The sequence below is a fragment of the Kaistella carnis genome (assembly GCF_003860585.1).
GTDB lineage: Bacteria > Bacteroidota > Bacteroidia > Flavobacteriales > Weeksellaceae > Kaistella > Kaistella carnis.
On record NZ_CP034159.1, the window covers coordinates 2816082 to 2839301 of the forward strand.

Consider the following 23220-nt stretch of genomic DNA (forward strand, 5'->3'; position numbering starts at 1 on the left):
ATAATTAATTAACAAACATTTATGATTTTAGACTTTAACCATTAAAACGATTAAGTATCAAAAGACAAATAACAACGAATATATAAATAATATAAAATGAAAAAATTAATTTTAAGTGCAGCATTTGTTGCCGTAGGAACTTTCGCAATGGCTCAGCAAACTACTAACATACAAAAAATGGATCCGGCAAAGATGGAACAGAAAAGAGCAGATCATTTGAAAAAAATGAAAGCCGATTTGGATCTCTCAGATGCACAGGTAAAGCAAATTATGACCTTGCAGGAAGCAAGAATGACTGAAAGAAAACAAAATGCTCCACAAATTCAGGCGGAAAGAAAAGCCAAAATGGAGGAAATGAAAGCTAGAAGAATGCAGAATGAAGCTGAAATGAAGAAAATTCTGACGCCGGCACAATATCAAAAATGGGAAGCGAGTAAACAGCAAAAAATGCACAGAAAAGGAACGACGATGAAAGGTAAACAAATGATGAAAGTGCAAGCGGCAAAATGATAGTTCATAATTTTATTTTTTAATGTGAAGCGGAATTTAGTTCCGCTTTTTATATGTTAGATTTTTGCTATATTTGTTTTAAACAGAATAAAAAAATGATCAGTACGAAAATAGCAGAATTGCTTAATGAACAAATTACCAACGAACAGTTTGCCGCACAATATTATCTTTCTATGTCCGCCTGGTTTTCTGCGCGTGATTTAGATGGAATTGCCAATTATTTCCGGGTTCAGAGTAAAGAGGAATTAATGCATGCCGATAAAATGTTTGACTATTTAAATGATGTAGGAGCACAAATTAGAATCGGTGCTATTCCACAGCCTCCTTATGAATTTACCGACGCTATTTCAATATTTGAAAAGGCCTTGGCTCACGAAAAAATTGTAACGAAAAGTATTTTTAATATTCTTAAAAATGCGAATGATGAAGGTGATTTCGCAACGGTCTCATTCCTTCAGTGGTTTGTGACGGAGCAGGTAGAAGAAGAAGCAAGCGCCTCCCAACTGGTGACCAAGATAAAAATGGTTTCCGAAAATCCTTCCGCCTTATATCTTTTCGATCAGGAGTTAAGTCAGCGTGTATTCAATGCTACTGTGTGAAACCTTTAAATCAAAAATTAAAAACCTGTCTCATTCTCGAGACAGGTTTTTTTTAGACATACAGAATTTGCGTTTCAATCACTTTTTTGCCCAGTTTTTCTAAGATCGATTGATATTCATCGAGTTGTAATTGATGTTTTTCTTTTACGTCACCCGTTTTAAAATCAATTATAATCATTCCTTCCGAAGTTTCTATCAATCGATCTGGGCGATAAATTGATGAGGTTTCATTTTCTGAAATCATAATGTCTTTTTCATTGATGACGACTTGATTCTCCTGAAAATATTTTGAGTAAGATTCATTATTAATGATATTAAATATTCTCTCCCCGATTTCCAGTTTTTCCTCTACGGTAATCGTTCCTTCCAATAAATATCTTTCCAGGACTTTGTTCACATCTTTGGCGCTGTTGATCTGCGCTAAAATCTCATGGGTGAAAATTCCGATCCGCACTTTTTCAACTCGGTTCTGATAATTTTTTGAAGGAGTTGCAATTTTAATCGCATCCGGATTTTTAGTCTTTTCAGAACTGAATTCGATCGGTTTTGTAGTAAATTCAGTCTTCTTTTTCTTGTTTTGCTTTTTTAAATGTTCTTCATCTACTTCGTACAGATCGAAGGAAATTGATTCCTCAGTATTTTCATCGGGCGGAATTTTATCTTCCAGAAAATGAATAATATCTAAGTGATTGCTGGTTTTATTTGGTCTTTCAATATAAAAGAAAAGCTGTTCTGCGGCGCGTGTTGTTGCAACATATTGTAAACAGAAATCATCAATTTTTTCCTGATACGTATTTTCCTGATTAAATTTTGAGATGTCTTCATCGTACGTTTCCAAATTGCTTTTAAAGTATTCTACGTTGACCGAGTTAAGTTGATTTTCCGTATGGGTCTCGAACCAATAACTGCTTTTTTTCGGCTTAGCAGAATTTTTCATAGGCAAAAGAACTACGGGGAATTCCAGGCCTTTGGATTTATGAATGGTCATAACCTGCACTGCATCAATGTTTTCTGAGGCTTTAATTGTTGTGGTATTCGCTTCTTCTTCCCAGTATTTCAAAAACTCTTTTAAAGTGGAACCCGCATTTTGAGAATAGGCATACATCATTTCAAGATAATTAAAGAGAAAGTCGGTTTCTTTGCCTTTAACTGAAAATTCATGTAAGAAATGTTCGATGAAATTGTAAAGATTCAGTTGTAACAAATTTTCTGACTGAAGCTGCAAACCATACTTTTCGCCAATAAAATCCTGCATTTTTGATTTTTCTTTTAAAGCTAAGATCTCCATAATTTCACGGCTGAAATCATCCATCGTAATCCTACCTAAAACCTTCAAATAGTAAAGCATTTTAACGGCGAACTGAAAGTTATTCGGATTTTCTTCCCACTTCAAAAATTCAGTAAGCGCCAATAATGTCACGGATAGATTCAATGTTAAGCCTGATTCTGAGATGGTTTTAATGAAAACTTCTTCACCATTATATTTTACCTTTAAATTACCGAGCAACTGTGAAAAACTGAAAATATCGAAATTCCCACGACACAGAATCGTTATATCGGAAAATCGAAATCCCTGTGCCAGACAAGTTTCAATATCATCACGCATTTTTTCAGCTACGCTTTCATAATATTGGCTTTTAGTTTTCGTGTTTTCTAAAAGATTAATACGCACGCGGCCTTGCAACTCTGATTTAGCAATCTGCTGTGAGCCTTTTCCGAAGATTTCCTGATGCTCCAGTTCCGTGAACTGCGACATATATTGATAGAGCTGATTATTGAAATCAACGATGTTTTTTGCACTTCGAAAATTATTTTCCAGATTTTCCGAGGTTGCAAAAACGGGTGACTTTTCTTTTTTATTAATGATATCCAGCATTAACTGTGAATCTCCGCCCCGAAAACGATAGATGCTCTGTTTTGGATCTCCCACCAAAGTGAAACTCATGTTCTCTTGTGAAACCGCATGATCACGCAAGGGAAGGAAGTTTTGCCATTGCAGGGAAGAGGTATCCTGAAATTCATCAAAGAAATAATGGCTGAATTTGGTCCCAATTTTCTCATAAATGAAAGCTGTCGGCTCTTCCCGCAGGTTTTCATGAATCATGATATTGAATTTTGAGAGCAGAACCAAATCGTTTTCTTTCTCGATCTCCGCTAATTGATCCTGTATGTCTTTATTTACTTTTAAGGGAAGAATGGCGTGGAGGATTTTTTGTTTTTTCTCTGATTCTACGTAATTTAAAATAATTTTTTTCCTTTGATCTATTAAAAACTCCAGGATTTCTAAAATATCGGAGTGGCGACTTTTTCCTTTTACCGAGGATCCTTTTAGGATTTTCTCAATTTTGCCATCTTCTTCGGCTTTGCTATCTGAGAGTTTTGGCGACTGATTCTTTAAAAATTTCTCAAAAAAACCGCCTATTCCGCTTGCGCCATTAGCAAAATCTGCGATTTCAAGGTTTTTCTCTTTGAGCAAATTCAGAACCTCTTTGGCTATTTTTATGGAATCTTCTTTTAAGTTTTTAATTTCTTCCCGAAGTTTCTTTTTCAGATTTTCATAAATCTCCCAATCAAAATCTTTGTTTTCATTCAGTCGAAAATAATGCTTATCCTGAACATATTCTTTAGCAGAATTATACAGTGTTTTATTAAGATCAATACGCTCATTATTATCCAAAGTGTAATTTACAAAATCCATGAAGGCTTCCGAAATTTTATTTTCTTCGCCAATACTTTCCAGCATTTTATCAACAGCTTCTATAAGGAAAGGTTCTGCATTAATTTCTAAATTAAAATTTTGTGCTAATCCTAATTCCTGAGAAAAACTCCGAACAAGTTTCGAATTAAATTTGTCGATGGTCCCAATATTCAAAGTAGAGTAGTGATGCAGTACATAATCCAACATTTTCTTGGATCGGTTATGAAGTTCATCTAAAGAAATGGAAGCACCTTCATTTTTAAGTTTTTCCTGAATATTGATGAGGTCTTGATTGTTTTTATACGTAGGAAGGGAAAACTCTTTCAACCAGTCGATGATGCGGTGTTTCATTTCGCTCGCCGCTTTATTTGTGAAGGTGAGTGCTAAGATATTTCTAATCTTATCGGCTTGTGCAGGATACTTTAAACATATAGATAACAGGTTCTGAACCAGTGCGTAAGTCTTACCGGAACCGGCAGAGGCTGAGATTACTTTATAATCGGGTTGCATGTTTTTTATTTAAGATGTTTAAAAATAGTAAAAAAATTTGTCAATTCAGAAAAAAATTATACTTTTGCAATCCAAAATGAGATGTAAATTATGTTAATAATCCCAGTAAAAGATGGTGAATCCATCGACAGAGCATTAAAAAAATATAAAAGAAAGTTTGACAAGACAGGAACTATCAGAGCTCTTAGAAGTCGTCAACAATTCAACAAGCCTTCTGTTGTTAAAAGACAGAAGAATGTAAAAGCTGCTCACAAGCAAAGACTTGTAAGCAAGGAAGAACAGGCTTAAATAAAAATTTTCTTTTCGAAAATACTTAAATCACTTTTCAAATAGTTATATTTGAAGAGTGATTTTTTGTTGTATACAGTATTATGGTAGATCGGTTTTTGGAATATATTGAAATAGAAAAGCGATATTCGCCTCATACGGTAACGAGTTACCGAAAGGATCTTGCTGATTTTTCTGCTTTTTTATTAAAGACAGAAGCGCATCAGGATTTTACTGCAGTTGACAAAAAGATCATCCGTAATTTTATGACAGAGTTAAGCACTGCAGCTATTTCTAAACGCAGTATCAACCGGAAGCTCTCCTCATTGCGTAGTTTTTTCCTGTTCCTTTTAAAATTGGGGGAAATTACGGCCTCCCCTTTAGAAAATATTCAGTCTCTTAAATTTTACGCCGAAAAACAAATTCCTTTTTCAGAAGCAGAAATGGAAGAATTGAAGACGAAAGCGTCTGTACCTAACAGTGGCAGTTTTTTAAAAGAATTAATCATCGAAACTTTATACCAAACGGGAATGCGTCGTGCTGAGCTCTGTAATCTGCTTATTGATGATGTGGATTTCAGTAAAAAAGAAATGAAGGTAGTCGGGAAAGGGAATAAATCAAGAATGATCCCAATCTCGGATGATTTGATCGCTGCCTTCAAGGAGTATCTCTTAGAAAGAAAACCTCTGGCAGAGAGTAAGATGTATTTTTTCATCAATGCAAAAGGTAAAAAACTCAACGACAAATTTGTTTACTCTGCGGTAAATTCCTACCTTGGTCTTGTCTCTACGAAGACGAAAAGAAGCCCTCATATTTTAAGACACAGCTTTGCTACACATGTCTTAGATAATGGGGCTGAAATTTCTAAGGTAAAGAAGATAATGGGGCATTCGTCTTTGGCATCTACTCAGGTTTATACCAATGCGAATATCGAACAATTAAAAAAAGTGTTTAACAATGCTCATCCTAGAGCAAAAAAAATCTAGATTATGAAAATTAAACTTCAGTCAATTGGATTGACTCCACACGCACCACTTGAAGAGTATTTAGAAAAGAAACTTAGTAAGTTAGAAACCTTTTATGATAAAATTCACGGTTGCCAGGTATTTTTGAAAGTAGAAAATGCAGGTGGGAAAGAAAATAAGACCGCAGAGATAAAATTAGAGGTTCCAGGTGATGATATCGTGGTTAAGAAGACTTCTGCAACTTTTGAGGAGAGTATTGACCTTTGTGCGGATACTGCTAAAAAGCTGTTAATCAAGAAAAAAGAACTGGCGTAAAAAAAAATATAAAAAAAAGTTACTAAATATTTGTAAGATTAAAAAAAACTCCCTTATATTTGCACTCGCAAAAACAGATAAGAAGTTCTTTAAAATCTTTGCCTCCGTAGCTCAGCTGGCTAGAGCAGCTGATTTGTAATCAGCAGGTCGTGGGTTCGAGTCCCTCTGGAGGCTCATCGGAAAAAAATAAAAGTTGGGGAGATACTCAAGCGGCCAACGAGGACTGACTGTAACTCAGTTGTGAAAACTTCGCAGGTTCGAATCCTGCTCTCCCCACATTTTTTTCAAATTTTTTTGCGAGATTGTAAATTTATTGTAAATTTGCAAACCGTTTACCAACAGTTTTTGGAAACAAAAATGCGGAAGTAGCTCAGTTGGTAGAGCGTCAGCCTTCCAAGCTGAATGTCGCGAGTTCGACCCTCGTCTTCCGCTCTATAAAATCACAACCAACACAGCGGCTTGTGATTTTTTTTTAATTTTTTCGCCGACTTAGCTCAGGGGTAGAGCGTTTCCTTGGTAAGGAAGAGGTCGTGAGTTCAAATCTCATAGTTGGCTCTATATTGAAGCCGTCTCAAAATAAAATTTGAGGCGGTTTTTTTATTTTCTTTTGTAAAGCGTTAAATTTTGATTATTTGTGATTTTTGCACATTAGGATAAAAATGTGCTCTTACTTAAGCACTCTTTTTTCTTAGATTGTGTGCTAAAGCGTGTAATCCGAACTCTAATTCCACTTTTTCTATTCCTTTGTGTGTAAAACGCTTGAAGTTCCGATTGGATTTGATATGTGCAAAGACGGGTTCTACATCCGCCGTGCGTTGTTTGCGTTTTATTTCTCCGATTTCACTCAAGATGTTTTCCCGAACTCTCTCCTTATGCCGTTCTAAATTTTGGTTGCGTTCTATTATTCTGTTTCCCTGGGCTTTATGGCAAGCCCCTCGCAGCGGACAACCGGTGCAGTTTTGAGCCTGGTACAGTGAACTTGTCTGAGCATAACCGCTTTTGGTTTTTCGATTTCGGTTGGTGATTTTATTCATCGGTTGCCCCATCGGACAGATATACTGATCTTTCTCTTCGTTATAATAAAGTTTATCGCGGTGAAAGTCTTCGTTGATTTTCTTTCTTTTCGATTTTAAAATACCCTGTTCCTTATCGAAGGTGTTGTATTTTACGAAGGTTTCTATATTTTTCTCTTCCAGAAAATCATAATTTTCTTCACTGCCGTAACCAGCATCAGCAGTAAGTTCTTCCGGCAAAAACTGATAAAGTTCTTCAAAAGTATTGAGATGTGGTTTAAGCGTATTTAAATCATTGGTGGTTTGGTGTAAAGTATAATGAATAACAAACTGGGATTCAGAACTTACCTGCACGTTGTAGGCGGGTTTAAGTTGACCATTCTGCATATGATCATCTTTCATGCGCATAAATGTGGCATCGGGATCGGTCTTACTATAACTGCCACGTCCGTCCAAAACCTTTTCCTGCTCCTGGTACTTATCCAGGTTCTGAGAAAAATTCTTTTGAATGTATCTTAATTTTGCCTTTGCTTTGGTGGATGCCTTCGGGTTTTTGCTGATGATCTCTTCTATTTTCTTGGCGGTCTTCTCTATTTTATCTTTATCGATGGTTTTAAACTCCGGAGGTGTAGGATCGCTGTCTTCTTCCTCAGCAATGCTTTGGGCATAGTTCCACATTTGTTCAAGTTGTTCTGCCATCTTCTCTTTTCTGGTTTTAATGGCATTGCCCCAAACGAAGGTATATCTCCCGGCAATAGACTCTATCTTAGTTCCATCGGTAAAAACTTCTTTCAAGCTAACGAGTCCTTCCTCTGCTAATAACAGGACGACCTGTTTGAAAATGTCTTTGAAAATAGTCTTGAGTTTCTTGCTCCGAAAACGTGCGATGGTGTTATGGTCTGCGACCTGTTGAGCGGACAACCACATAAAATTAATATTCTCACGCATCGCTTTTTCGATCTTCCTGCTGGAATACGTATTATCCATATAAGCGTAAACCATCACCTTAAGCATCATCTTGGGATGAAAGCTCGGTTTGCCATCTTTACTATACTCTTCAATGAGCAATCGTAAATCCAGTTGTTCAATAATTCCATTAACGACCCGAACGGCATGATTTTCTGGAATCAATTCCTCGATTGATGGTGGGAATAACCAATTTTGTTGTTGGTTATAATCTTTAAATTTAATACTCATATAATTGATTATCAATACTTAAAGATAGTAAAACCCTTTAAAACTGACAAATGTTAAACACAGAAAAAACCGCCTCAGTATTGAGACGGCTTCTTTTTGATCTATTTCTAAAAATGAACTGGCGTGTAAATTTCCTAAAACAGGGTCAAAATAAAGGTAATTATAATGTTGAAGTTAACGAATGATGAACATTTCGTGAAATTAACATCATCTCAAATACGATTATGACAGAGATGTTGTAAATTTACGACTCAGATTTTCTTAAATAAACTTTTTTCTGTAAATTTGCAGTCCGATATTTCACCAATATATAAGGTAGTGGAAATCAATATTTTTTGAGTATTTAAAATTTTTGTAAAAAAAGGTTTTCAATATTCAAAAAATCACTATATTTGCGCACCGAAAAATTGAATAATTAATTAAATAAATATTTATATCATGGCAAAGGAAACGTTTAATCGTAACAAACCACACTTGAACATTGGTACCATCGGTCACGTAGACCATGGTAAAACTACACTTACTGCAGCAATCAGTAAAGTATTATCTGACAAAGGATTCGGAACAGCAAGAGATTTCTCTTCTATTGACTCTGCGCCAGAAGAAAAAGAAAGAGGTATTACTATTAATACTTCACACATTGAATATGAAACTGCAAACAGACACTACGCTCACGTAGACTGTCCAGGTCACGCCGATTATGTGAAAAACATGGTTACAGGTGCTGCTCAAATGGACGGAGCGATCTTAGTAGTTGCTTCGACTGACGGACCAATGCCTCAGACAAGAGAGCACATCCTTCTTTGTCGTCAGGTAAACGTACCAAGAATTGTTGTTTTCATGAACAAAGTTGATATGGTGGATGATGCTGAATTACTAGAGCTTGTTGAGCTTGAAGTAAGAGAGCTTCTTTCTACTTATGAATATGACGGAGATAATTCCCCAGTAATCCAAGGTTCTGCTTTAGGTGGACTTAACGGTGATGCTAAATGGGTTGAAAAAATCGAAGAATTAATGGATGCTGTTGATACTTGGATCGAACTTCCTACAAGAGATGTTGACAAAACTTTCTTGATGCCGATTGAAGACGTTTTCTCTATTACAGGTAGAGGTACTGTTGCAACTGGTAGAATTGAAGCTGGTGTAATTAACACAGGTGATCCAGTAGACATCGTAGGTATGGGTGATGAGAAATTAGTTTCTACAATTACCGGTGTTGAGATGTTTAGAAAAATCTTGGATAGAGGTGAAGCTGGAGATAACGTAGGTCTATTGTTGAGAGGTATTGAAAAAACCGACATCAAAAGAGGGATGGTTATCGCGAAGAAAGATTCAGTTAAACCACACAAACACTTCAAAGCAGAGGTTTATATCCTTTCTAAAGAAGAAGGTGGTCGTCACACTCCATTCCACAACAAATACCGTCCACAGTTCTATGTAAGAACTACAGACGTTACCGGTGAAATCTTCTTACCAGAAGGTGTAGAAATGGTAATGCCTGGTGATAACTTAACAATCACTGTAGAATTGTTACAACCAATCGCTCTTAACGTAGGTCTTAGATTTGCGATCAGAGAAGGTGGTAGAACAGTTGGTGCAGGTCAGGTAACTGAAATCTTAGATTAATTTCTAATAAATAATAAAGTTCCGTAGGGAAACTTACGGGACTTTTTTAATCTACGGGCATCGTCCAATGGTAGGATACCGGTCTCCAAAACCGTTGATCAGGGTTCGAGTCCTTGTGCCCGTGCAAATAAAAGATAATGAGTTTAGTAGATTTTATTAAAGGTTCTTATACCGAATTCAAAGACAAAGTAGAATGGCCAAAGTGGCCTGAGTTGCAATCTTCTACGGTTGTTGTAACGATTGCTACAGTTATTTTAGCTTTATTCACTTTTGGTGTAGATTCATTGTTCAGTAAATCTATTGCGAATCTATTGTCGCTCTTTATCAATCTGTTCAATTAAAATTATTTTCCCAAATGAGTGACTTGAAGTGGTATGTTCTTAAATCCATCAGCGGACAGGAAAATAAGGTGAAAGCCTATATTGAGAACGAAATGAAGCATCATGGCTTAGAAGATTTCGTTACTCAGGTAGTCATTCCTATGGAAAAAGTGATCCAGATAAGAAATGGTAAAAAGGTTCCGAAAGAAAAACCATATTACCCGGGTTACTTAATGGTAGAAGCTAATCTTGTGGGGGAAGTTCCGCACATTATTAAAAATATTCCTGGAGTTATTTCTTTTTTAAGTTCAACAAAAGGAGGAGATCCTGTGCCAATGCGTAAATCAGAGGTTAACAGAATGCTGGGTAGAATGGATGAACTTTCTGAGTTTGCCGTAGAAACAGCAATTCCTTTCGTAGTAGGAGAAAACGTAAAAGTAATCGATGGACCTTTTAATGGATTTAACGGTACGGTAGAAAAACTTCATGAAGAGAAAAAGAAAATCGAAGTATCAGTAATGATCTTCGGAAGAAAAACTCCAATGGAATTGAGTTTTATGCAAGTAGAAAAAGTGTAAAACGCTTTTCAGATATTAAAATTATAGAGACTGTTCGAAAGAACAGTCTCTTTTGTCGTTTGTTTATTACATCGTATTTCAGTATGCTATCTGTATAATCAATTTTAAAAGGGTGTTTTACCTTATAGGAACTGATTTTCTCAAATTAACTTTGTGGTCATAAAAATACAGTACCATGAAATCAAAATTGATAACACTATACCTGTTGACTTTTAGTATGTACTTTACGGCGCAGTTTAATTATCCGGCAACTCCTGTAAAAGCAGTCACTGATAATTACAATGGCGTAAAAATGACGGATAATTACAGATGGCTGGAAGACATGAAAAATCCAGATGTCACCAACTGGTTCAAAAGCCAGGCGGACTTTAGCAAAAAATATATCGAAAAAATTTCTGGTCGTGATCAGATGTTTAATGATATGAAATATCTGGACGAACTTAAAGATGCAGATTACTATAATGTGAAGGAAAGAGGTGACCATTATTTCTACACCAAAATTCTACGAGGGGAAAAAGTCGCAAAATTTTATAAGCGTGATGAAGCGGGAAAAGAAAGCCTTCTTTTTGATCCGGAAAAATACTTGACTGGGAAAACGTATGAAATTTCAGATTTCTCTCCCAACCAAGATGGAACTATGATGTCCTTAGGACTTGCAGAAAGTGGTGCTGAAATAGGAGAGAACCGTTTTCTCGATTTGAAAACAAATAAATTATTGCCGGATGTTTTAACTCCGGTTTGGGTGGCATTACCGCTTGGACGCCCGATCAAAAATCTGTGATCTACATTAAATTTCAGAATGCTGATAATACCAGTACTGATATGTTAAAAGATATGCGGTCTATGCAACATGTTATAGGTTCGGCAGTGTCAAAAGATGTAGAAGTAGCTTCCCGTATGAAGAACCCTACGCTTAATATTAAACCGGAAAATTGGGTGTCAGTTTATTTTTCAGAAAACTACAAAAATATGTTTTTGTCGGTCGGTTCTGTAAAAAACGAGCAATTGGTTTACTATGCGCCAACTTCAGAATTCGGTAAGGCAAAAATCACCTTGAAGCCCTTCATAGAATTCGATGATGAAATTACTAACTATGAAATCGTTGGAGATAAAGTGTTTTTTCTGACGCACAAAAACGCACCTCAATTTAAAATCGGAGTTACGGAGGTTGCAAAACCTGATTTTAAAAATGCTAAAATCGTAGTTCCTGAAGGAAAAAATCTAATTACAAGAGTAACATCGACCAAAAATTTCTTAGTGTATGGCGTGGCAAATGGAATGAATACAGACATTTATCAGGTAGATGGGAATACCTTACAAAACGTAAAAATAGAACTGCCGCAAGGAAGTAACGCAGTACTGCCGCTAAACAGTAGAGAAAGTGATGAAGCGGTCGCTGTTAATTATGGCTGGTTGAATCCGTATGTTTTTTATGACCTTAATCTCCAGGATAAAAAGGTGAGCGTGAGCAGAATGTTCAATTCTAAAACAGAGTATCCGAATCAGGGAGAGTTTGTTGTAAAAGAAATAGAAATTAAAAGTTACGACGGAACCATGGTGCCATTATCCATCATATATCCAAAAAATATGAAGATGGATGGAAGTCATTCGCTCTATCTCGATGGTTATGGATCATATGGTGTTTCAATCTTTCCCTATTTTTCTGAAACTACCTACGCGCTTCTTCGACAAAATGTCGTCGTAGCGTTTGCTCACGTAAGAGGTGGCGGCGAAAAGGGAGAATCGTGGCATAAAGGCGGATTCAAAGAAACCAAACCTAATACCTGGAAAGACTTCATTGCTTGTGCAGATTATCTGGTGATAACAAATATACTTCTAAAGAAAAACTCATCGGGTCAGGAATGAGTGCGGGCGGAATTTTGATTGGAAACGCAGTAGCGGAGCGCCCAGACTTATTTGCGGCCATTATTGCGGAGGTAGGCTGTACCAATATGTTGAGAATGGAACTTACGCCAAACGGTCCGAACCAAATTCCCGAATTTGGAGCATTGGGAAATCCTGAGGAGTTGAAAGGATTAATAGCAATGGATGCGCAACATAAAATTAAAGAAAATGTAAAATATCCAGCCGTTTTAGTGCGGACAGGAATAAATGATCCACGAGTGATACCCTGGATGCCCGCTAAGTTTGCAGCGGTGATGCAGAACAGTTCAACCTCCGGTAAACCCGTCTTGTTTTATGTTGACTATGATAACGGACATTTTACACAAGACAAGAATGTAACGTTCCGAAGTTAGGCAGATATGTATGCATTTGCGCTGTCGCAGACGGATCATCCTAATTTTAAATATATGCCTTGAATTGGATAATTAAATTTTTTTAAAACCGTTTTAAAGAACGGTTTTTTTATTTTATGACGTGTAATATTTCGATTATTTCGTATCGTTCATATAAATATTAAATTTTTTAAAGAAACCCGCGGAAATAATTTACTGTTTGGTAAATGACTTATCATTTTATTTTAACGAATTTTTTGAAATTCTTTCTAAAAATCAACATCTTACCCCTTGTGTATTTAAAAATTATTCTTAATTTTGCAATCCGAAATGTAGAGTTGTGGGATGAGAGCACTTCTTTGCAGATTTATAAATGCTTCCACATTCATAAATTTCTTAATTTTTTAAAAAATCAAAATGGCTAAAAAAGTCTTTAAAATGGTTAAGCTCCAAGTAAAAGGAGGAGCAGCAAACCCATCTCCACCAGTAGGTCCAGCATTGGGTTCTGCAGGGGTGAACATTATGGAGTTTTGTAAGCAATTTAACGGAAGAACGCAAGATAAGCCGGGACAAGTTTTACCTGTAGTAATTACAGTATACGAAGACAAATCTTTTGAATTCGTAATTAAAACTCCACCAGCTGCTATCCAGCTTTTAGAAGCTTCTAAGCAAAAGAAAGGTTCAGGTGAACCTAACCGCGCGAAGGTAGGAAGTGTATCTTGGGATCAAGTTAAAAAAATCGCAGAAGATAAGATGACAGATCTTAACTGCTTTACGTTAGAACCAGCAATGACAATGATTGCAGGAACTGCACGATCTATGGGATTGAGAGTAACAGGAACTAAACCAACTAACGCTTAAAACTAATAGATATGGCAAAATTAACGAAAAAGCAAAAAGAAGCTTTAAGCAAAATAGAAAAAAACAAAGTATACACTCTTGATGAAGCTTCAGCTTTGGTTAAAGAAGTAAACTTTGCAAAATTTGACGCATCTGTGGATCTTGCAGTAAGATTAGGAGTTGATCCTAGAAAAGCAAATCAAATGGTAAGAGGCGTAGTTTCTCTTCCACACGGAACCGGTAAAGATGTAAAAGTATTGGCTTTAGTAACTCCAGATAAAGAAGCTGAAGCGAAAGAAGCGGGTGCTGATTATGTGGGTCTTGACGAATACTTACAAAAAATAAAAGATGGTTGGACTGACGTTGACGTTATCGTAACTATGCCAGCTGTTATGGGTAAATTAGGTCCATTGGGTAGAATTTTAGGTCCAAGAGGTCTAATGCCAAACCCAAAATCAGGAACTGTAACGATGGATATCGGTAAAGCAGTATCTGAAGTGAAATCAGGTAAAATTGATTTTAAAGTTGATAAATATGGTATCATTCACGCAGGAATTGGAAAAGTATCTTTTGATGCTGCTCAAATTAGAGAAAATGCTTCTGAATTAATTCAGACTTTGATTAAATTGAAGCCAACTGCGTCGAAAGGTGTTTATGTGAAAAGCATTTACTTGTCTTCTACCATGAGTCCCGGTATTGCAATTGATACTAAATCTGTAAACTAATAATCTGTAAGACATGACAAAAGAAGATAAAGTATTAGTAATACAAGAATTAAAAGAAGTGTTACAAGACGCGAAAGTGGTTTATGTAGCAAGTCTTGAAGGAATGAATGCTGCTGCAACTTCAGATTTTAGAAGACAGGCGTTCAAGCAAAATATTAGTGTAAAGGTTGTAAAAAACACTTTGTTACAAAAGGCATTGGAACAGATAGAAGGAGTAGATTACTCTGAAATGTTCCCAACTTTCAAAGGTAACTCCGCTATTATGATTTCTGAAACAGCAAACGCTCCGGCAAAGTTGATTCAAGGATTCAGAAAAAAAGCCGAAGTTCCAGCTTTGAAATCTGCTTATTTACAAGAAACTTTCTACGTTGGTGACGAACACTTAGATACTTTAGTAAGCATCAAGTCTAGAGAAGAAATGATCGGTGAAATCATCACATTACTTCAATCTCCACTTAGAAACGTACTTTCTGCTCTTCAAAATAAAGAAGATGCTGGTGGTAACGCTGAAGAAGCGACTACTGAAGAAGCAAAAGCAGAAGAAACTCCAGCTGCAGAAGCTGCAGAAGCTGCTCCCGAAGCAGGCGCTGAAGCTACAGATGCACCTAGTGCAGAGTAAATAGACTCAAAAAAAAATCAAATAAATCGTTCAACAATTAAAACATTATTAAAATGTCAGATTTAAAAAACTTAGCGGAAACGCTTGTAAACCTTACTGTAAAAGACGTAAATGAATTAGCTACTATCCTTAAGGATGAGTACGGAATCGAGCCTGCTGCTGTAGCAGTTGCTGCTGGCGGTGGTGCTGGTGCTGAAGCTGTTGAAGAAAAATCAGAATTCGATGTAGTATTGAAATCTGCAGGTGCTTCTAAATTAGCAGTTGTAAAATTAGTTAAAGATTTAACTGGTGCAGGTCTTAAAGAAGCTAAAGATATGGTAGATTCAGCTCCGACTGCAGTCAAAGAAGGTATCTCTAAAGACGAAGCTGAAGCTTTGAAAAAACAATTAGAAGAAGCTGGTGCTGAAGTAGAATTGAAATAATTCTTCCTCAACCTTATAATTAAGCCGTTTCCTTTTGGAAGCGGCTTTTTTTGGCTTATTACCAAATTGACAGAAATTTTTAAACTGCGATCTTTAATCTGTTTTAGTAAAAATTTATAAAGGCACTTATAGTGAGCGTTTGTTGTTTATCTATCTATTAACGGAAAATTATCGATTAATTTTTATCCAAATGAAGTATTTAATTTTCTATAATTATCATCTATTTATAACTACTAAAAATTCAGTTTATCGAGAGATTTAAGAATTGGAGATAACACTAATAATTAAAAGTAAGAGGTGTTTTAACCCATAATTCATGTTAAAGTAGCAAATTCTTGGTTTTATTATAACAGGTTGTATGTTTTATTGTATCTTTGTTAAAGAATCGTTCGTGAGAATCATTCTAAAAACACAAACACAAATATACAACTTGAAAGAAAATTTATTCTTTAGAGCAACACGATTAAAATTCAAAAAAGGTGAATCTAATTCTATCTTTTCTGTATTGATGGTGTTGGCTCTTCTGAGCATTCCCACGTTTTTTAATGCCAAGTCATTAGAAAATGATATTCCTCCGCAAAATGAGCCAGGAATAATTTATGTGGGCGAAGGTGCCAGAGTTTATGGCATGTCTAATGTGGTTGTTGTTAATATTCCCAGTCCAACCGATGCAAAACAAGCAATACAGCCTAGAAAGAAATCAATAAGTATTTCAGAACAGGTTGCGGAACATACAATTTCAGCGGACCAAAAAGCCCGTAAAATCCAAGCGGAAGTCTCCGCAAGAACAACCTTTTACTATTTTTCAGAGGGAAACCCGGATTCCATCTCAGGGAGTTCCTCCAATTTTCATTCTGGAGAATTAGCCACGGCAGTGACCTCTTTTAAAATATCAGGTAAATCTGAATTTTCACCTTACGTCCTTCATTTTTTTGCTTTACGTTGTGATAAACAAAAGTTCTATACTTCACTTTCTTTTATACAATTTAGAAACTTCCGAAGTTCTTCGTTGCGTGCACCACCAATTTTTCTTATTTAAAATTCACTTCAATTGTAAATCTGTTGTTTGCAGAATTAATTTCCATTAAGAGTTATTATTCTTTTTAAAGGGAAATTGATTTTAACTCTTTAAAATAACGATTTAAGACCCCGTTGAAAAATACAAAGTCGTTTTTTAAAAGACCTTAGTAAAGAATGGGACTTTTAGGCAACGATAAGCTTTTCAGAAAAAGGCCTACTAAAAGTGCATCTATGCGTTCTCTATCCCTAGAAATTCAAGCACGCGCAACACAAATGAAAAAAAATATTTTTAAAATTTTTTCTATTCGCTACAATTCTATATAGAAATGCATTATTTGCTGATGGATCGAAAGATCTTTATCATAGTAGAGCATTCGTCTTACCCGCTTATCTGGCATCAAGTACAGGGTCTACAGTCAATTAAGTTGTTATAATTAATGATTAAAATTATCATTTTAATAAAAAAAAAAATTACATAATAAAAAAACACTAAGATGAAAAAGTTAAAAGTATACTTATTTTTTGGCCTTAGTCTTTTCTTTGGCGCATCATTGCATGCACAAGAGAAAATACAAGACCTTAATGCATTACTGGATCAGTCGGGGGGGAAAACAACTGTCTCTAAATCCACTCTGAAAAACAACCAAGAAAAATCTAACAACGATGAACTACTCAAAGAAATCTTTTTTGATGCTCATGGTATGATCGCTGTTGTGAATGGGAAAGACGCAGTAAAATGGGAGAGAGTAGACAAACCCGTTCAAGATATGGATTTAAAATCTGTATCGGAAATACCAACTCTAAAAGCGGCCTATCCTGATCAGATCTATTTGATCCGTACAATTAGAATTACTTATAGCAATAATATGGATAGCGTAGCAGAATTAGCCGCTGATATGCCCAATTTGCAAAATATTCTGATAACTTCTTATAAAGAAATGCCTGAGGATATCGATGAACAACTTGCAAATTTTCTTTCCAAATTGCAACGAAGCCAGATCAATCCGGTGAATGTATATTATTATCAAGAAGCTCAACCACAATAAAACTGAAATCATGAAAAAAAATAATCGATATTTTGTTAACATAACCGGTGTTCTTGCAATGGCTTTATTGCTGGTAAGTGCCGGATGGTATAGCGTGTCTGCACAATCCGTCGTTCCGTTTAATCCAAGAGCATCCACGCCTGCCAGCTCAACTGGAACATACAACATCAAAGGAGATTTCCAGATGCTTGGAAATTCTAATTTGGTTGCTGCTAATGACCTTACTGGAAGTAGTACATCACAGTCCAATGCTACAAACATGGTATATCTTAATGTAGAACCAGCAACGGGGATCGTAAATTCTTCGTCGGCTACGTTACAATTTCCAAGCATATCTGGGGTTGATCCCGCTTGTAGCGAGATTGTTTACGCCGGTTTATACTGGTCCGGAAGAGCAGATAATGGTGGAACTGCCACCAATACTTTTTCAGTGACAAGCGGAGCAGTCGCCGCTTCCAATACAAATGTTACGAATGGAAATTCAAGCAATGGTTATAATTTAACGATTGCAACTGCCAATGATACTAGCAATGGTGGAAATAATGGAACCTTGACTACTTACACTTTCGCGCCACAAGGTAGTGGTGATGCCGTGGTATTTCGTTTTTATACTTGGCGTACAACTACAAGTAATAATTCTTACACAAATAAAGTAACCGTTCAGGTTGGAACTGGTACTGTACAAACTTTACCAGGAACTGCATCTGGATCACTTTTTAATTCTAATTATTCCGTAACGCTGAGCACACCTTACGCATTACCAACAGGGAATGGCTTGGTTACTGTCTTACGAAAAGTAAGAGGTGAAAATCAAGCTGTAAGTAATAGTTTCTATGCGACCGTTAATACCCCTGCCACGGCAGGTACTACAGCTAATTTGGATAAAGCAAAAGTTAAATTCAAATTTGCAGGTGATACCTACCAAGATGTTACAGCATTAGGTGGAACGGCAATTAATTATCCATCAACTAACTACGGTCAAATGTATGCGGGCTACGCGGATGTAACGGCTTATGTAAAAGCTCATGGGGCAGGAAACTATACCGTAGCCAATATCGCACTGAGAGAAGGTGACGGTGGAAATACTGGATATTATGGCAGTTGGGGACTCGTTGTGGTATATAAAAACCCTTTTATGGTAGATAAAAGTATCACCGTATTCGATGGTTATGGTTATATGGCGAGCGGCGGAGGTACACAAACTTTAAATGTAAGTGGTTTTTCAACTCCACCGTCTGGCGCAATTAATGCTACCATTGGTGTGATGGGTGGAGAAGGTGATCGTAGTATCTCAGGTGACCCGTTTTCTATTCAACAAAAAAACACAGCTACCTATCGGTATTTAGATCATAACGGAAACACCTCGACCACAGCGTCTGGGGCTTTCGACAACTTTTTTGATTCCAGTATCACAATTGCAGGAAATCCACCGAGAAACCCTAGTCATTTAAATAACTATGGATCAGACATTCATATGTTAAATTTGGTTAATACCAGTAACTCGATTATTGGCAACGGTCAAACTTCTACAAGTTTTCAATATGGTTCTACGCAGGATACTTATATTATCTACAGTATCGCGTTTTCTGTAGATAATTATGTACCTCAACCAACGTCGTCTGTTTCGGCGAGTTCTTCCCCAAATGGAAGTACTGTTAATCCAGGTGATAACTATACTATAGATTATAATATTACCAATCCCGGAAATGAAGCAGTGAACAATGCTACACTTACAATCCCAGTTCCTTTTAATCAAGAGTATGTTTCCAGTTCAGTAAACAATTGGGATGTTTCATTACTTGGTCCACAAGTAAGTCCGGTATTTACACCAGCCGCGCCGGGCCAAACAACGGGCGGAACTCTTACTTGGAATTTAGGAACCTTACCTCTACTGAGTATCGCAGATAGGAACAAAATCTTGGCCAGTTTACATGCAGAATTCCGAATTACAACGGATTGCTTATTGCTAACCGCAGTTACTTGTGCTGGGATAACTGAGCAAAATTCATACATGACGGGAACAGGTCAAGAATCTGGTCAAACTGTACAGCTTAATACAATTACTGGAAGCACTACTACCTCAGGCGGTTGTACCGTTCCTAGTACAAATCCGTTCGGTTTTGCTTTGAATGTTGATCCTTCTACCCTAAATTGTCCGTCAAATATTTTAACTGATCCTAGTAATCCTTCCCATACGATCGTGACGTACACTTCCGTAGCAAGTACAATACCACGTGCAACGATAACTAATGACTTTCCTGCTGGAACGATTTTCTACACAAAATCACCAACTGACCCTACTTTTAATGCAATAACTGATGTGTTTACAGGAGATTTCAGTGCGCCAGCAAGTGGTTCGGATCCAGCTATTCGATACTATGCCGTGGCGCCACATATGCCTAATAACTGTTACTTCATTATCTCAGTTTCTAGAGGATTATGTTACGATTTACCAGCTGGTGGAACTGGTACAGACACCAAACATGGTATCACTTTACTACAGAGAGCAGCGCCTGGGAATTCAAACTGGCCGATGATTAGAAAATCAGCGCACACCGTTTTAGAATCTAATTCCAAAGGTTTTGTAATTACGAGAATGACAAGTGATCCTGCGCAAACAGCAGCGGCAAACTATATCACTAAAATTACAAATCCACAGGAAGGGATGATGGTGTATGATGTTTTCGCCAAATGCTTGAAAATTTATGATGGCACCGCATGGAAATGTTTTAATACAGCAGCTTGTCCATAAAATAATGAATCCCACAGGTAAGCTTTTATTTTTGCCTCTGGATAATTAAATTTTAAATAACAAAATAATGAAAAATATATTCGTAATCATATTATTAGTGATGATGTCAGGTGCTCAGGCACAAGTCATCATTGGAGATGCCACGGGAACTGCCGCGGATAAAACTTCAGTTTTATTGGAATTCGCAGCAGGAAACAAAGGAATTATTGTTCCTTATGTTCGAACACTTCCCACTCTAAATGCCTTGGTCGGAGGAGCAATTATCCTCGATGCAACGACGCCAACATTGGCAAGAATGAAGTATTATAATGGAACAACCTGGATTGATTTAAGTGGTCAAGATGGAAATTTGGTTTCGCCTGTTGATTACTTAACAATACAGCCAGACGCAACAGTAGCACCGGAAACAGCAGCTTCCAAAACAATTATTGGAGCGTCAAGTTCGCCTGCAGATGGAGTATTGGTTTTAGAATCCAATACTAAAGCGATGGTTTTACCAACAGTTTTGGACGTTCAAAATATTCCAAGTCCTTCACCGGGAATGATGGTTTATGTTAATAAAACTGGTGCAAAAAGATTAGCCGTTTTTAATGGCAGTAAATGGTCTTTCTGGAAACCATAAGAAATACTGATTAATAAGGAAGTCACTTCGAAAGGAGTGACTTTTTTGTTTTAATAAAATTTTAAATCTTCGAAGTAAGTTTTAAAATTAAAGTTTTTCTGTTAAATATTTCCAATACCGTTTAGGTAATGATTGTACATGAAGATTCATGTTTTTTCGTTCAGGAATATTCGTTTTAAAGAAATACCGTTGCCACAATTTCTGATACTGAATTTCTTCCTCATGCAGAATATTTTCGGTTCTCTTCAATTGAGAAGTTTGCTCCAAAGCCGGTTCAAAAAATTGCGCCTCATTTAAATCGTAGAAAATTCCATAATGTCTGCGTAGGTCATAGATCATCCATTTCTGATCTTGATATCTATTTTTAAAATGCCTTATAATTAAAGGCAGAACATTAAAATCAGGTTCAATCTTTGCAAAATAAACCTCGTCCTGCAATTTTTCAAAACGTACAAAAGCATGCATTCGGTGCACTTCACGACTCACTGATTTTGTAATCTTCGCAATTTCCATAATATCAGAATTCGCGAAGTTTTCTAAAATATACTCGTTTGGAAATAGAATAGATTGTGAGACAGCAGAAAGAATCAATCGTTCCGCATTTTCGTTTTCAGACAGATAGACTTTAAGAAGTTGCGAAATACCTTTCTTTCCTATATTCTTTTCTAAGCGTTTTAAAACGCGATCTGATTTTTCCTGATCAGTCGAAACTTTGTGTGTTGCTGAAAAGATAGATTCCGTGTTATAGCGTTCTTCTGCGATAATTTCTGCGGGGTCAAATTTATATTCATACACCTCAAAAATTGCCGTCAGTAAACCTTCAAAAGTTCCGTCGTAAAGAAGAATGGTCATTAAAAAAGAGTCAGCTGTTCGGAGAACGGATTTTGAAATTTAGATTTCATTCCCTGTAGAATTATTTTTCTGAAATTAAAATCATCAATATATTTATTGAAGATGTTTTGGGACTCGAACTCCACGAAATATTTCGCTCTGTTCGTTGCAACGCCCATTTTTCTTAGATGTTCCAGATTTAGTTTTTGAAAATTTCTGGCAGTTAGAATTTTGTACATGGATTTTCTTCCAATTCCGGGAACGCGAAGAATCATTTCTTTGGTCGCCGTATTAATGTTGACCGGAAATTGTTCCCGATTTCTCAATGCCCAAGCCAGTTTTGGATCAACTTCAAGATCCAGGAAAGGATTGCTTTTTTCTAAAATCTCATCTGCTTTAAAGCCATAAAAACGCATCAGCCAGTCTGCCTGATACAATCTGTTCTCCCGCAGCATAGGAACCTGCGAATCAATGGAGGGCAATCGCTTATCTTCCAGCATCGGTACATAGCCGGAGTAATAGACTCTTTTTAATTTAAAGTTTTGGTAAAAATGATCGGCCACTTTGATGATCTTTAGATCGGTTTCGTCCGTCGCACCTACGATCATTTGCGTAGATTGTCCGGCCGGCGCAAATTTTGGAACGTTTTTAAAAATCTTTTTTTCCTCTTTATAAAGGTTTAATTCATTTTTAATGAAACCCATCGGCTTGATCATTTGATCGTGCGACTTTTCCGGAGCTAGTAATTTCAGCCCTCTCGTCGTCGGTATTTCTAAATTGATGGAAAGACGGTCTGCATATAATCCCGCTTCTTTCATAATTTCATCACTCGCACCAGGAATTGATTTCAGATGAATATATCCATTGAAATTGTGTTCTTTCCGAAGTTTTTTAGCAACCCGAACCAAGCGTTCCATCGTTGTTTCTGCATCTTTGAAAATTCCTGAACTCAGAAATAAACCTTCAATATAATTTCTGCGATAAAAATTTATGGTCAAATCAACAACCTCTTCAACCGTGAACGCGGCTCTTTTGATATCGTTTGATTTCCGGGAAACACAATAGGCACAATCATAAATGCAGTGATTCGTGAGCAAGATCTTTAATAACGAAACACAGCGCCCATCTTCCGTATAAGAATGACAGATTCCTGTGGCGTGACTGTCGCCCAAACCGCCTTTTTTATTTTTACGGTTTCCACCGCTGGAGGAGCACGAAACATCATATTTCGCGGCATCGGCTAAGATTTCAAGCTTTTCTTGAAGGCGGGGAAAATTCATAAAAGAGAGGATTTAGAAAAACAAATTTACAAACTTCAGCAGCGATGACAAAAACTTTATCATTTATTTAACATAATAATTTTAGTGCTGATAATCAATGTTTTAATATTAGTTTTATCCTTTAAAATGCCAGGTAAAAGTAGAAGAAATAGTAGAATTAATGGGACTTATAAGATGTTTATTGAGAGATTATTTCAAATCTTAAGCGTTTTTTTTTGCCTTTTATAA

21 protein-coding genes, 5 tRNA genes and 1 pseudogene are annotated in these 23220 nt (G+C 36.5%); 23 read left to right on the forward strand and 4 right to left on the reverse strand.

Annotated features, from left to right (window positions below; all coding sequences use genetic code 11):
• The first annotated feature begins 96 nt into the window (after positions 1–96).
• Both EIB73_RS13010 and EIB73_RS13015 read left to right on the forward strand, forming a co-directional pair.
• Positions 97–510: a hypothetical protein gene (locus tag EIB73_RS13010; RefSeq protein WP_125025678.1), complete on the forward strand. Its 414-nt coding sequence runs from the start codon at positions 97–99 to the stop codon at positions 508–510.
• Positions 511–605: 95 nt separating this feature from the next.
• On the forward strand, positions 606–1109 hold the full coding sequence (locus EIB73_RS13015) for a ferritin (RefSeq protein WP_125025679.1): 504 nt from the start codon (positions 606–608) through the stop codon (positions 1107–1109).
• A 52-nt stretch (positions 1110–1161) separates the two neighbouring features.
• Here EIB73_RS13015 and EIB73_RS13020 read toward each other — a convergent pair whose 3' ends face one another.
• Positions 1162–4317, reverse strand: a complete 3156-nt coding sequence (locus tag EIB73_RS13020) for a UvrD-helicase domain-containing protein (protein WP_125025680.1) — start codon at positions 4315–4317, stop codon at positions 1162–1164.
• Positions 4318–4407: 90 nt separating this feature from the next.
• On the opposite strand from EIB73_RS13020, the gene rpsU reads away from it, so the two are divergent.
• From rpsU to EIB73_RS13055, 7 genes are all read left to right on the forward strand, one after another.
• Complete coding sequence (gene rpsU, locus EIB73_RS13025; protein WP_125025681.1) at positions 4408–4605, forward strand: 30S ribosomal protein S21; 198 nt, start codon at positions 4408–4410, stop codon at positions 4603–4605.
• Between the two features lie 83 nt (positions 4606–4688).
• Positions 4689–5570: a tyrosine-type recombinase/integrase gene (locus EIB73_RS13030; protein ID WP_125025682.1), complete on the forward strand. Its 882-nt coding sequence runs from the start codon at positions 4689–4691 to the stop codon at positions 5568–5570.
• Between the two features lie 3 nt (positions 5571–5573).
• A complete protein-coding gene (locus EIB73_RS13035) occupies positions 5574–5864 on the forward strand; it encodes an HPF/RaiA family ribosome-associated protein (RefSeq protein WP_125025683.1) in 291 nt (96 codons plus the stop codon).
• 100 nt (positions 5865–5964) lie between these two features.
• Positions 5965–6038: transfer RNA gene (locus EIB73_RS13040), tRNA-Thr, on the forward strand.
• A gap of 21 nt (positions 6039–6059) precedes the next feature.
• Positions 6060–6140: transfer RNA gene (locus EIB73_RS13045), tRNA-Tyr, on the forward strand.
• A gap of 83 nt (positions 6141–6223) precedes the next feature.
• Positions 6224–6296: transfer RNA gene (locus EIB73_RS13050), tRNA-Gly, on the forward strand.
• 51 nt (positions 6297–6347) lie between these two features.
• Positions 6348–6419 (forward strand) — tRNA-Thr (locus EIB73_RS13055).
• A 116-nt stretch (positions 6420–6535) separates the two neighbouring features.
• On the opposite strand, the gene EIB73_RS13060 is transcribed toward EIB73_RS13055, so the two are convergent.
• Positions 6536–8083: an IS1182 family transposase gene (locus tag EIB73_RS13060; RefSeq protein ID WP_125026126.1), complete on the reverse strand. Its 1548-nt coding sequence runs from the start codon at positions 8081–8083 to the stop codon at positions 6536–6538.
• 429 nt (positions 8084–8512) lie between these two features.
• Between EIB73_RS13060 and tuf the strand changes: the two genes are divergently transcribed.
• The 14 genes and pseudogenes from tuf (at position 8513) to EIB73_RS13125 (ending at position 20881) form a co-directional block, all read left to right on the forward strand.
• Positions 8513–9700 carry an elongation factor Tu gene (tuf, locus tag EIB73_RS13065; protein ID WP_125025684.1) on the forward strand — a complete coding sequence of 396 codons (1188 nt, stop codon included), beginning with the start codon at positions 8513–8515 and terminating at the stop codon, positions 9698–9700.
• Between the two features lie 53 nt (positions 9701–9753).
• A tRNA-Trp gene (locus EIB73_RS13070) sits at positions 9754–9824 on the forward strand.
• Positions 9825–9837: 13 nt separating this feature from the next.
• Entirely contained in the window at positions 9838–10041 is a 204-nt protein-coding gene (gene secE / locus EIB73_RS13075) for a preprotein translocase subunit SecE (protein WP_125025685.1), read from the forward strand.
• Positions 10042–10055: 14 nt separating this feature from the next.
• On the forward strand, positions 10056–10598 hold the full coding sequence (gene nusG, locus EIB73_RS13080; protein WP_125025686.1) for a transcription termination/antitermination protein NusG: 543 nt from the start codon (positions 10056–10058) through the stop codon (positions 10596–10598).
• A 175-nt stretch (positions 10599–10773) separates the two neighbouring features.
• The gene (locus EIB73_RS15305) at positions 10774–11379 is read left to right on the forward strand and encodes a prolyl oligopeptidase family protein (RefSeq protein WP_262706703.1); all 606 of its coding nucleotides are present in this window, start codon (positions 10774–10776) and stop codon (positions 11377–11379) included.
• Positions 11376–12856, forward strand: a pseudogene (locus EIB73_RS13085) (prolyl oligopeptidase family serine peptidase). The gene EIB73_RS15305 and the pseudogene EIB73_RS13085 overlap by 4 nt, the downstream one beginning before the upstream one ends.
• 396 nt (positions 12857–13252) lie before the next feature.
• Complete coding sequence (rplK, locus tag EIB73_RS13090; RefSeq protein ID WP_125025687.1) at positions 13253–13696, forward strand: 50S ribosomal protein L11; 444 nt, start codon at positions 13253–13255, stop codon at positions 13694–13696.
• An 11-nt stretch (positions 13697–13707) separates the two neighbouring features.
• The gene (rplA, locus tag EIB73_RS13095; protein WP_125025688.1) at positions 13708–14400 is read left to right on the forward strand and encodes a 50S ribosomal protein L1; all 693 of its coding nucleotides are present in this window, start codon (positions 13708–13710) and stop codon (positions 14398–14400) included.
• Positions 14401–14413: 13 nt separating this feature from the next.
• On the forward strand, positions 14414–15019 hold the full coding sequence (gene rplJ / locus EIB73_RS13100; protein WP_125025689.1) for a 50S ribosomal protein L10: 606 nt from the start codon (positions 14414–14416) through the stop codon (positions 15017–15019).
• Positions 15020–15072: 53 nt separating this feature from the next.
• The gene (rplL, locus tag EIB73_RS13105) at positions 15073–15441 is read left to right on the forward strand and encodes a 50S ribosomal protein L7/L12 (protein ID WP_125025690.1); all 369 of its coding nucleotides are present in this window, start codon (positions 15073–15075) and stop codon (positions 15439–15441) included.
• A 430-nt stretch (positions 15442–15871) separates the two neighbouring features.
• Complete coding sequence (locus EIB73_RS13110; RefSeq protein ID WP_125025691.1) at positions 15872–16480, forward strand: hypothetical protein; 609 nt, start codon at positions 15872–15874, stop codon at positions 16478–16480.
• 475 nt (positions 16481–16955) lie between these two features.
• Positions 16956–17507 (forward strand): hypothetical protein, encoded by a 552-nt coding sequence (locus tag EIB73_RS13115; RefSeq protein WP_125025692.1) that lies wholly within the window; start codon positions 16956–16958, stop codon positions 17505–17507.
• A 67-nt stretch (positions 17508–17574) separates the two neighbouring features.
• Complete coding sequence (locus tag EIB73_RS13120; protein ID WP_125025693.1) at positions 17575–20259, forward strand: hypothetical protein; 2685 nt, start codon at positions 17575–17577, stop codon at positions 20257–20259.
• Positions 20260–20326: 67 nt separating this feature from the next.
• Complete coding sequence (locus EIB73_RS13125; protein WP_125025694.1) at positions 20327–20881, forward strand: type 2 periplasmic-binding domain-containing protein; 555 nt, start codon at positions 20327–20329, stop codon at positions 20879–20881.
• Positions 20882–20968: 87 nt separating this feature from the next.
• Here EIB73_RS13125 and EIB73_RS13130 read toward each other — a convergent pair whose 3' ends face one another.
• Both EIB73_RS13130 and EIB73_RS13135 read right to left on the reverse strand, forming a co-directional pair.
• Positions 20969–21733 (reverse strand): TIGR03915 family putative DNA repair protein, encoded by a 765-nt coding sequence (locus tag EIB73_RS13130; RefSeq protein ID WP_125025695.1) that lies wholly within the window; start codon positions 21731–21733, stop codon positions 20969–20971.
• Complete coding sequence (locus EIB73_RS13135) at positions 21733–22992, reverse strand: putative DNA modification/repair radical SAM protein (RefSeq protein WP_125025696.1); 1260 nt, start codon at positions 22990–22992, stop codon at positions 21733–21735. The genes EIB73_RS13130 and EIB73_RS13135 overlap by 1 nt, the downstream gene beginning before the upstream one ends.
• Positions 22993–23220 lie beyond the last annotated feature (228 nt).

Coding starts and splice junctions, on each gene's coding strand:
- EIB73_RS13130 (WP_125025695.1), bottom strand. CDS start 21,733: ATGACCATTCTTCTTTACGACGGAACTTTTGAAGGTTTACTGACGGCA.
- rplL (WP_125025690.1), top strand. CDS start 15,073: ATGTCAGATTTAAAAAACTTAGCGGAAACGCTTGTAAACCTTACTGTA.
- rplK (WP_125025687.1), top strand. CDS start 13,253: ATGGCTAAAAAAGTCTTTAAAATGGTTAAGCTCCAAGTAAAAGGAGGA.
- rplA (WP_125025688.1), top strand. CDS start 13,708: ATGGCAAAATTAACGAAAAAGCAAAAAGAAGCTTTAAGCAAAATAGAA.
- EIB73_RS13020 (WP_125025680.1), bottom strand. CDS start 4,317: ATGCAACCCGATTATAAAGTAATCTCAGCCTCTGCCGGTTCCGGTAAG.
- EIB73_RS13115 (WP_125025692.1), top strand. CDS start 16,956: ATGAAAAAGTTAAAAGTATACTTATTTTTTGGCCTTAGTCTTTTCTTT.
- EIB73_RS13030 (WP_125025682.1), top strand. CDS start 4,689: ATGGTAGATCGGTTTTTGGAATATATTGAAATAGAAAAGCGATATTCG.
- EIB73_RS13010 (WP_125025678.1), top strand. CDS start 97: ATGAAAAAATTAATTTTAAGTGCAGCATTTGTTGCCGTAGGAACTTTC.
- EIB73_RS15305 (WP_262706703.1), top strand. CDS start 10,774: ATGAAATCAAAATTGATAACACTATACCTGTTGACTTTTAGTATGTAC.
- EIB73_RS13125 (WP_125025694.1), top strand. CDS start 20,327: ATGAAAAATATATTCGTAATCATATTATTAGTGATGATGTCAGGTGCT.
- nusG (WP_125025686.1), top strand. CDS start 10,056: ATGAGTGACTTGAAGTGGTATGTTCTTAAATCCATCAGCGGACAGGAA.
- rplJ (WP_125025689.1), top strand. CDS start 14,414: ATGACAAAAGAAGATAAAGTATTAGTAATACAAGAATTAAAAGAAGTG.
- EIB73_RS13035 (WP_125025683.1), top strand. CDS start 5,574: ATGAAAATTAAACTTCAGTCAATTGGATTGACTCCACACGCACCACTT.
- secE (WP_125025685.1), top strand. CDS start 9,838: ATGAGTTTAGTAGATTTTATTAAAGGTTCTTATACCGAATTCAAAGAC.
- rpsU (WP_125025681.1), top strand. CDS start 4,408: ATGTTAATAATCCCAGTAAAAGATGGTGAATCCATCGACAGAGCATTA.
- tuf (WP_125025684.1), top strand. CDS start 8,513: ATGGCAAAGGAAACGTTTAATCGTAACAAACCACACTTGAACATTGGT.
- EIB73_RS13015 (WP_125025679.1), top strand. CDS start 606: ATGATCAGTACGAAAATAGCAGAATTGCTTAATGAACAAATTACCAAC.
- EIB73_RS13135 (WP_125025696.1), bottom strand. CDS start 22,992: ATGAATTTTCCCCGCCTTCAAGAAAAGCTTGAAATCTTAGCCGATGCC.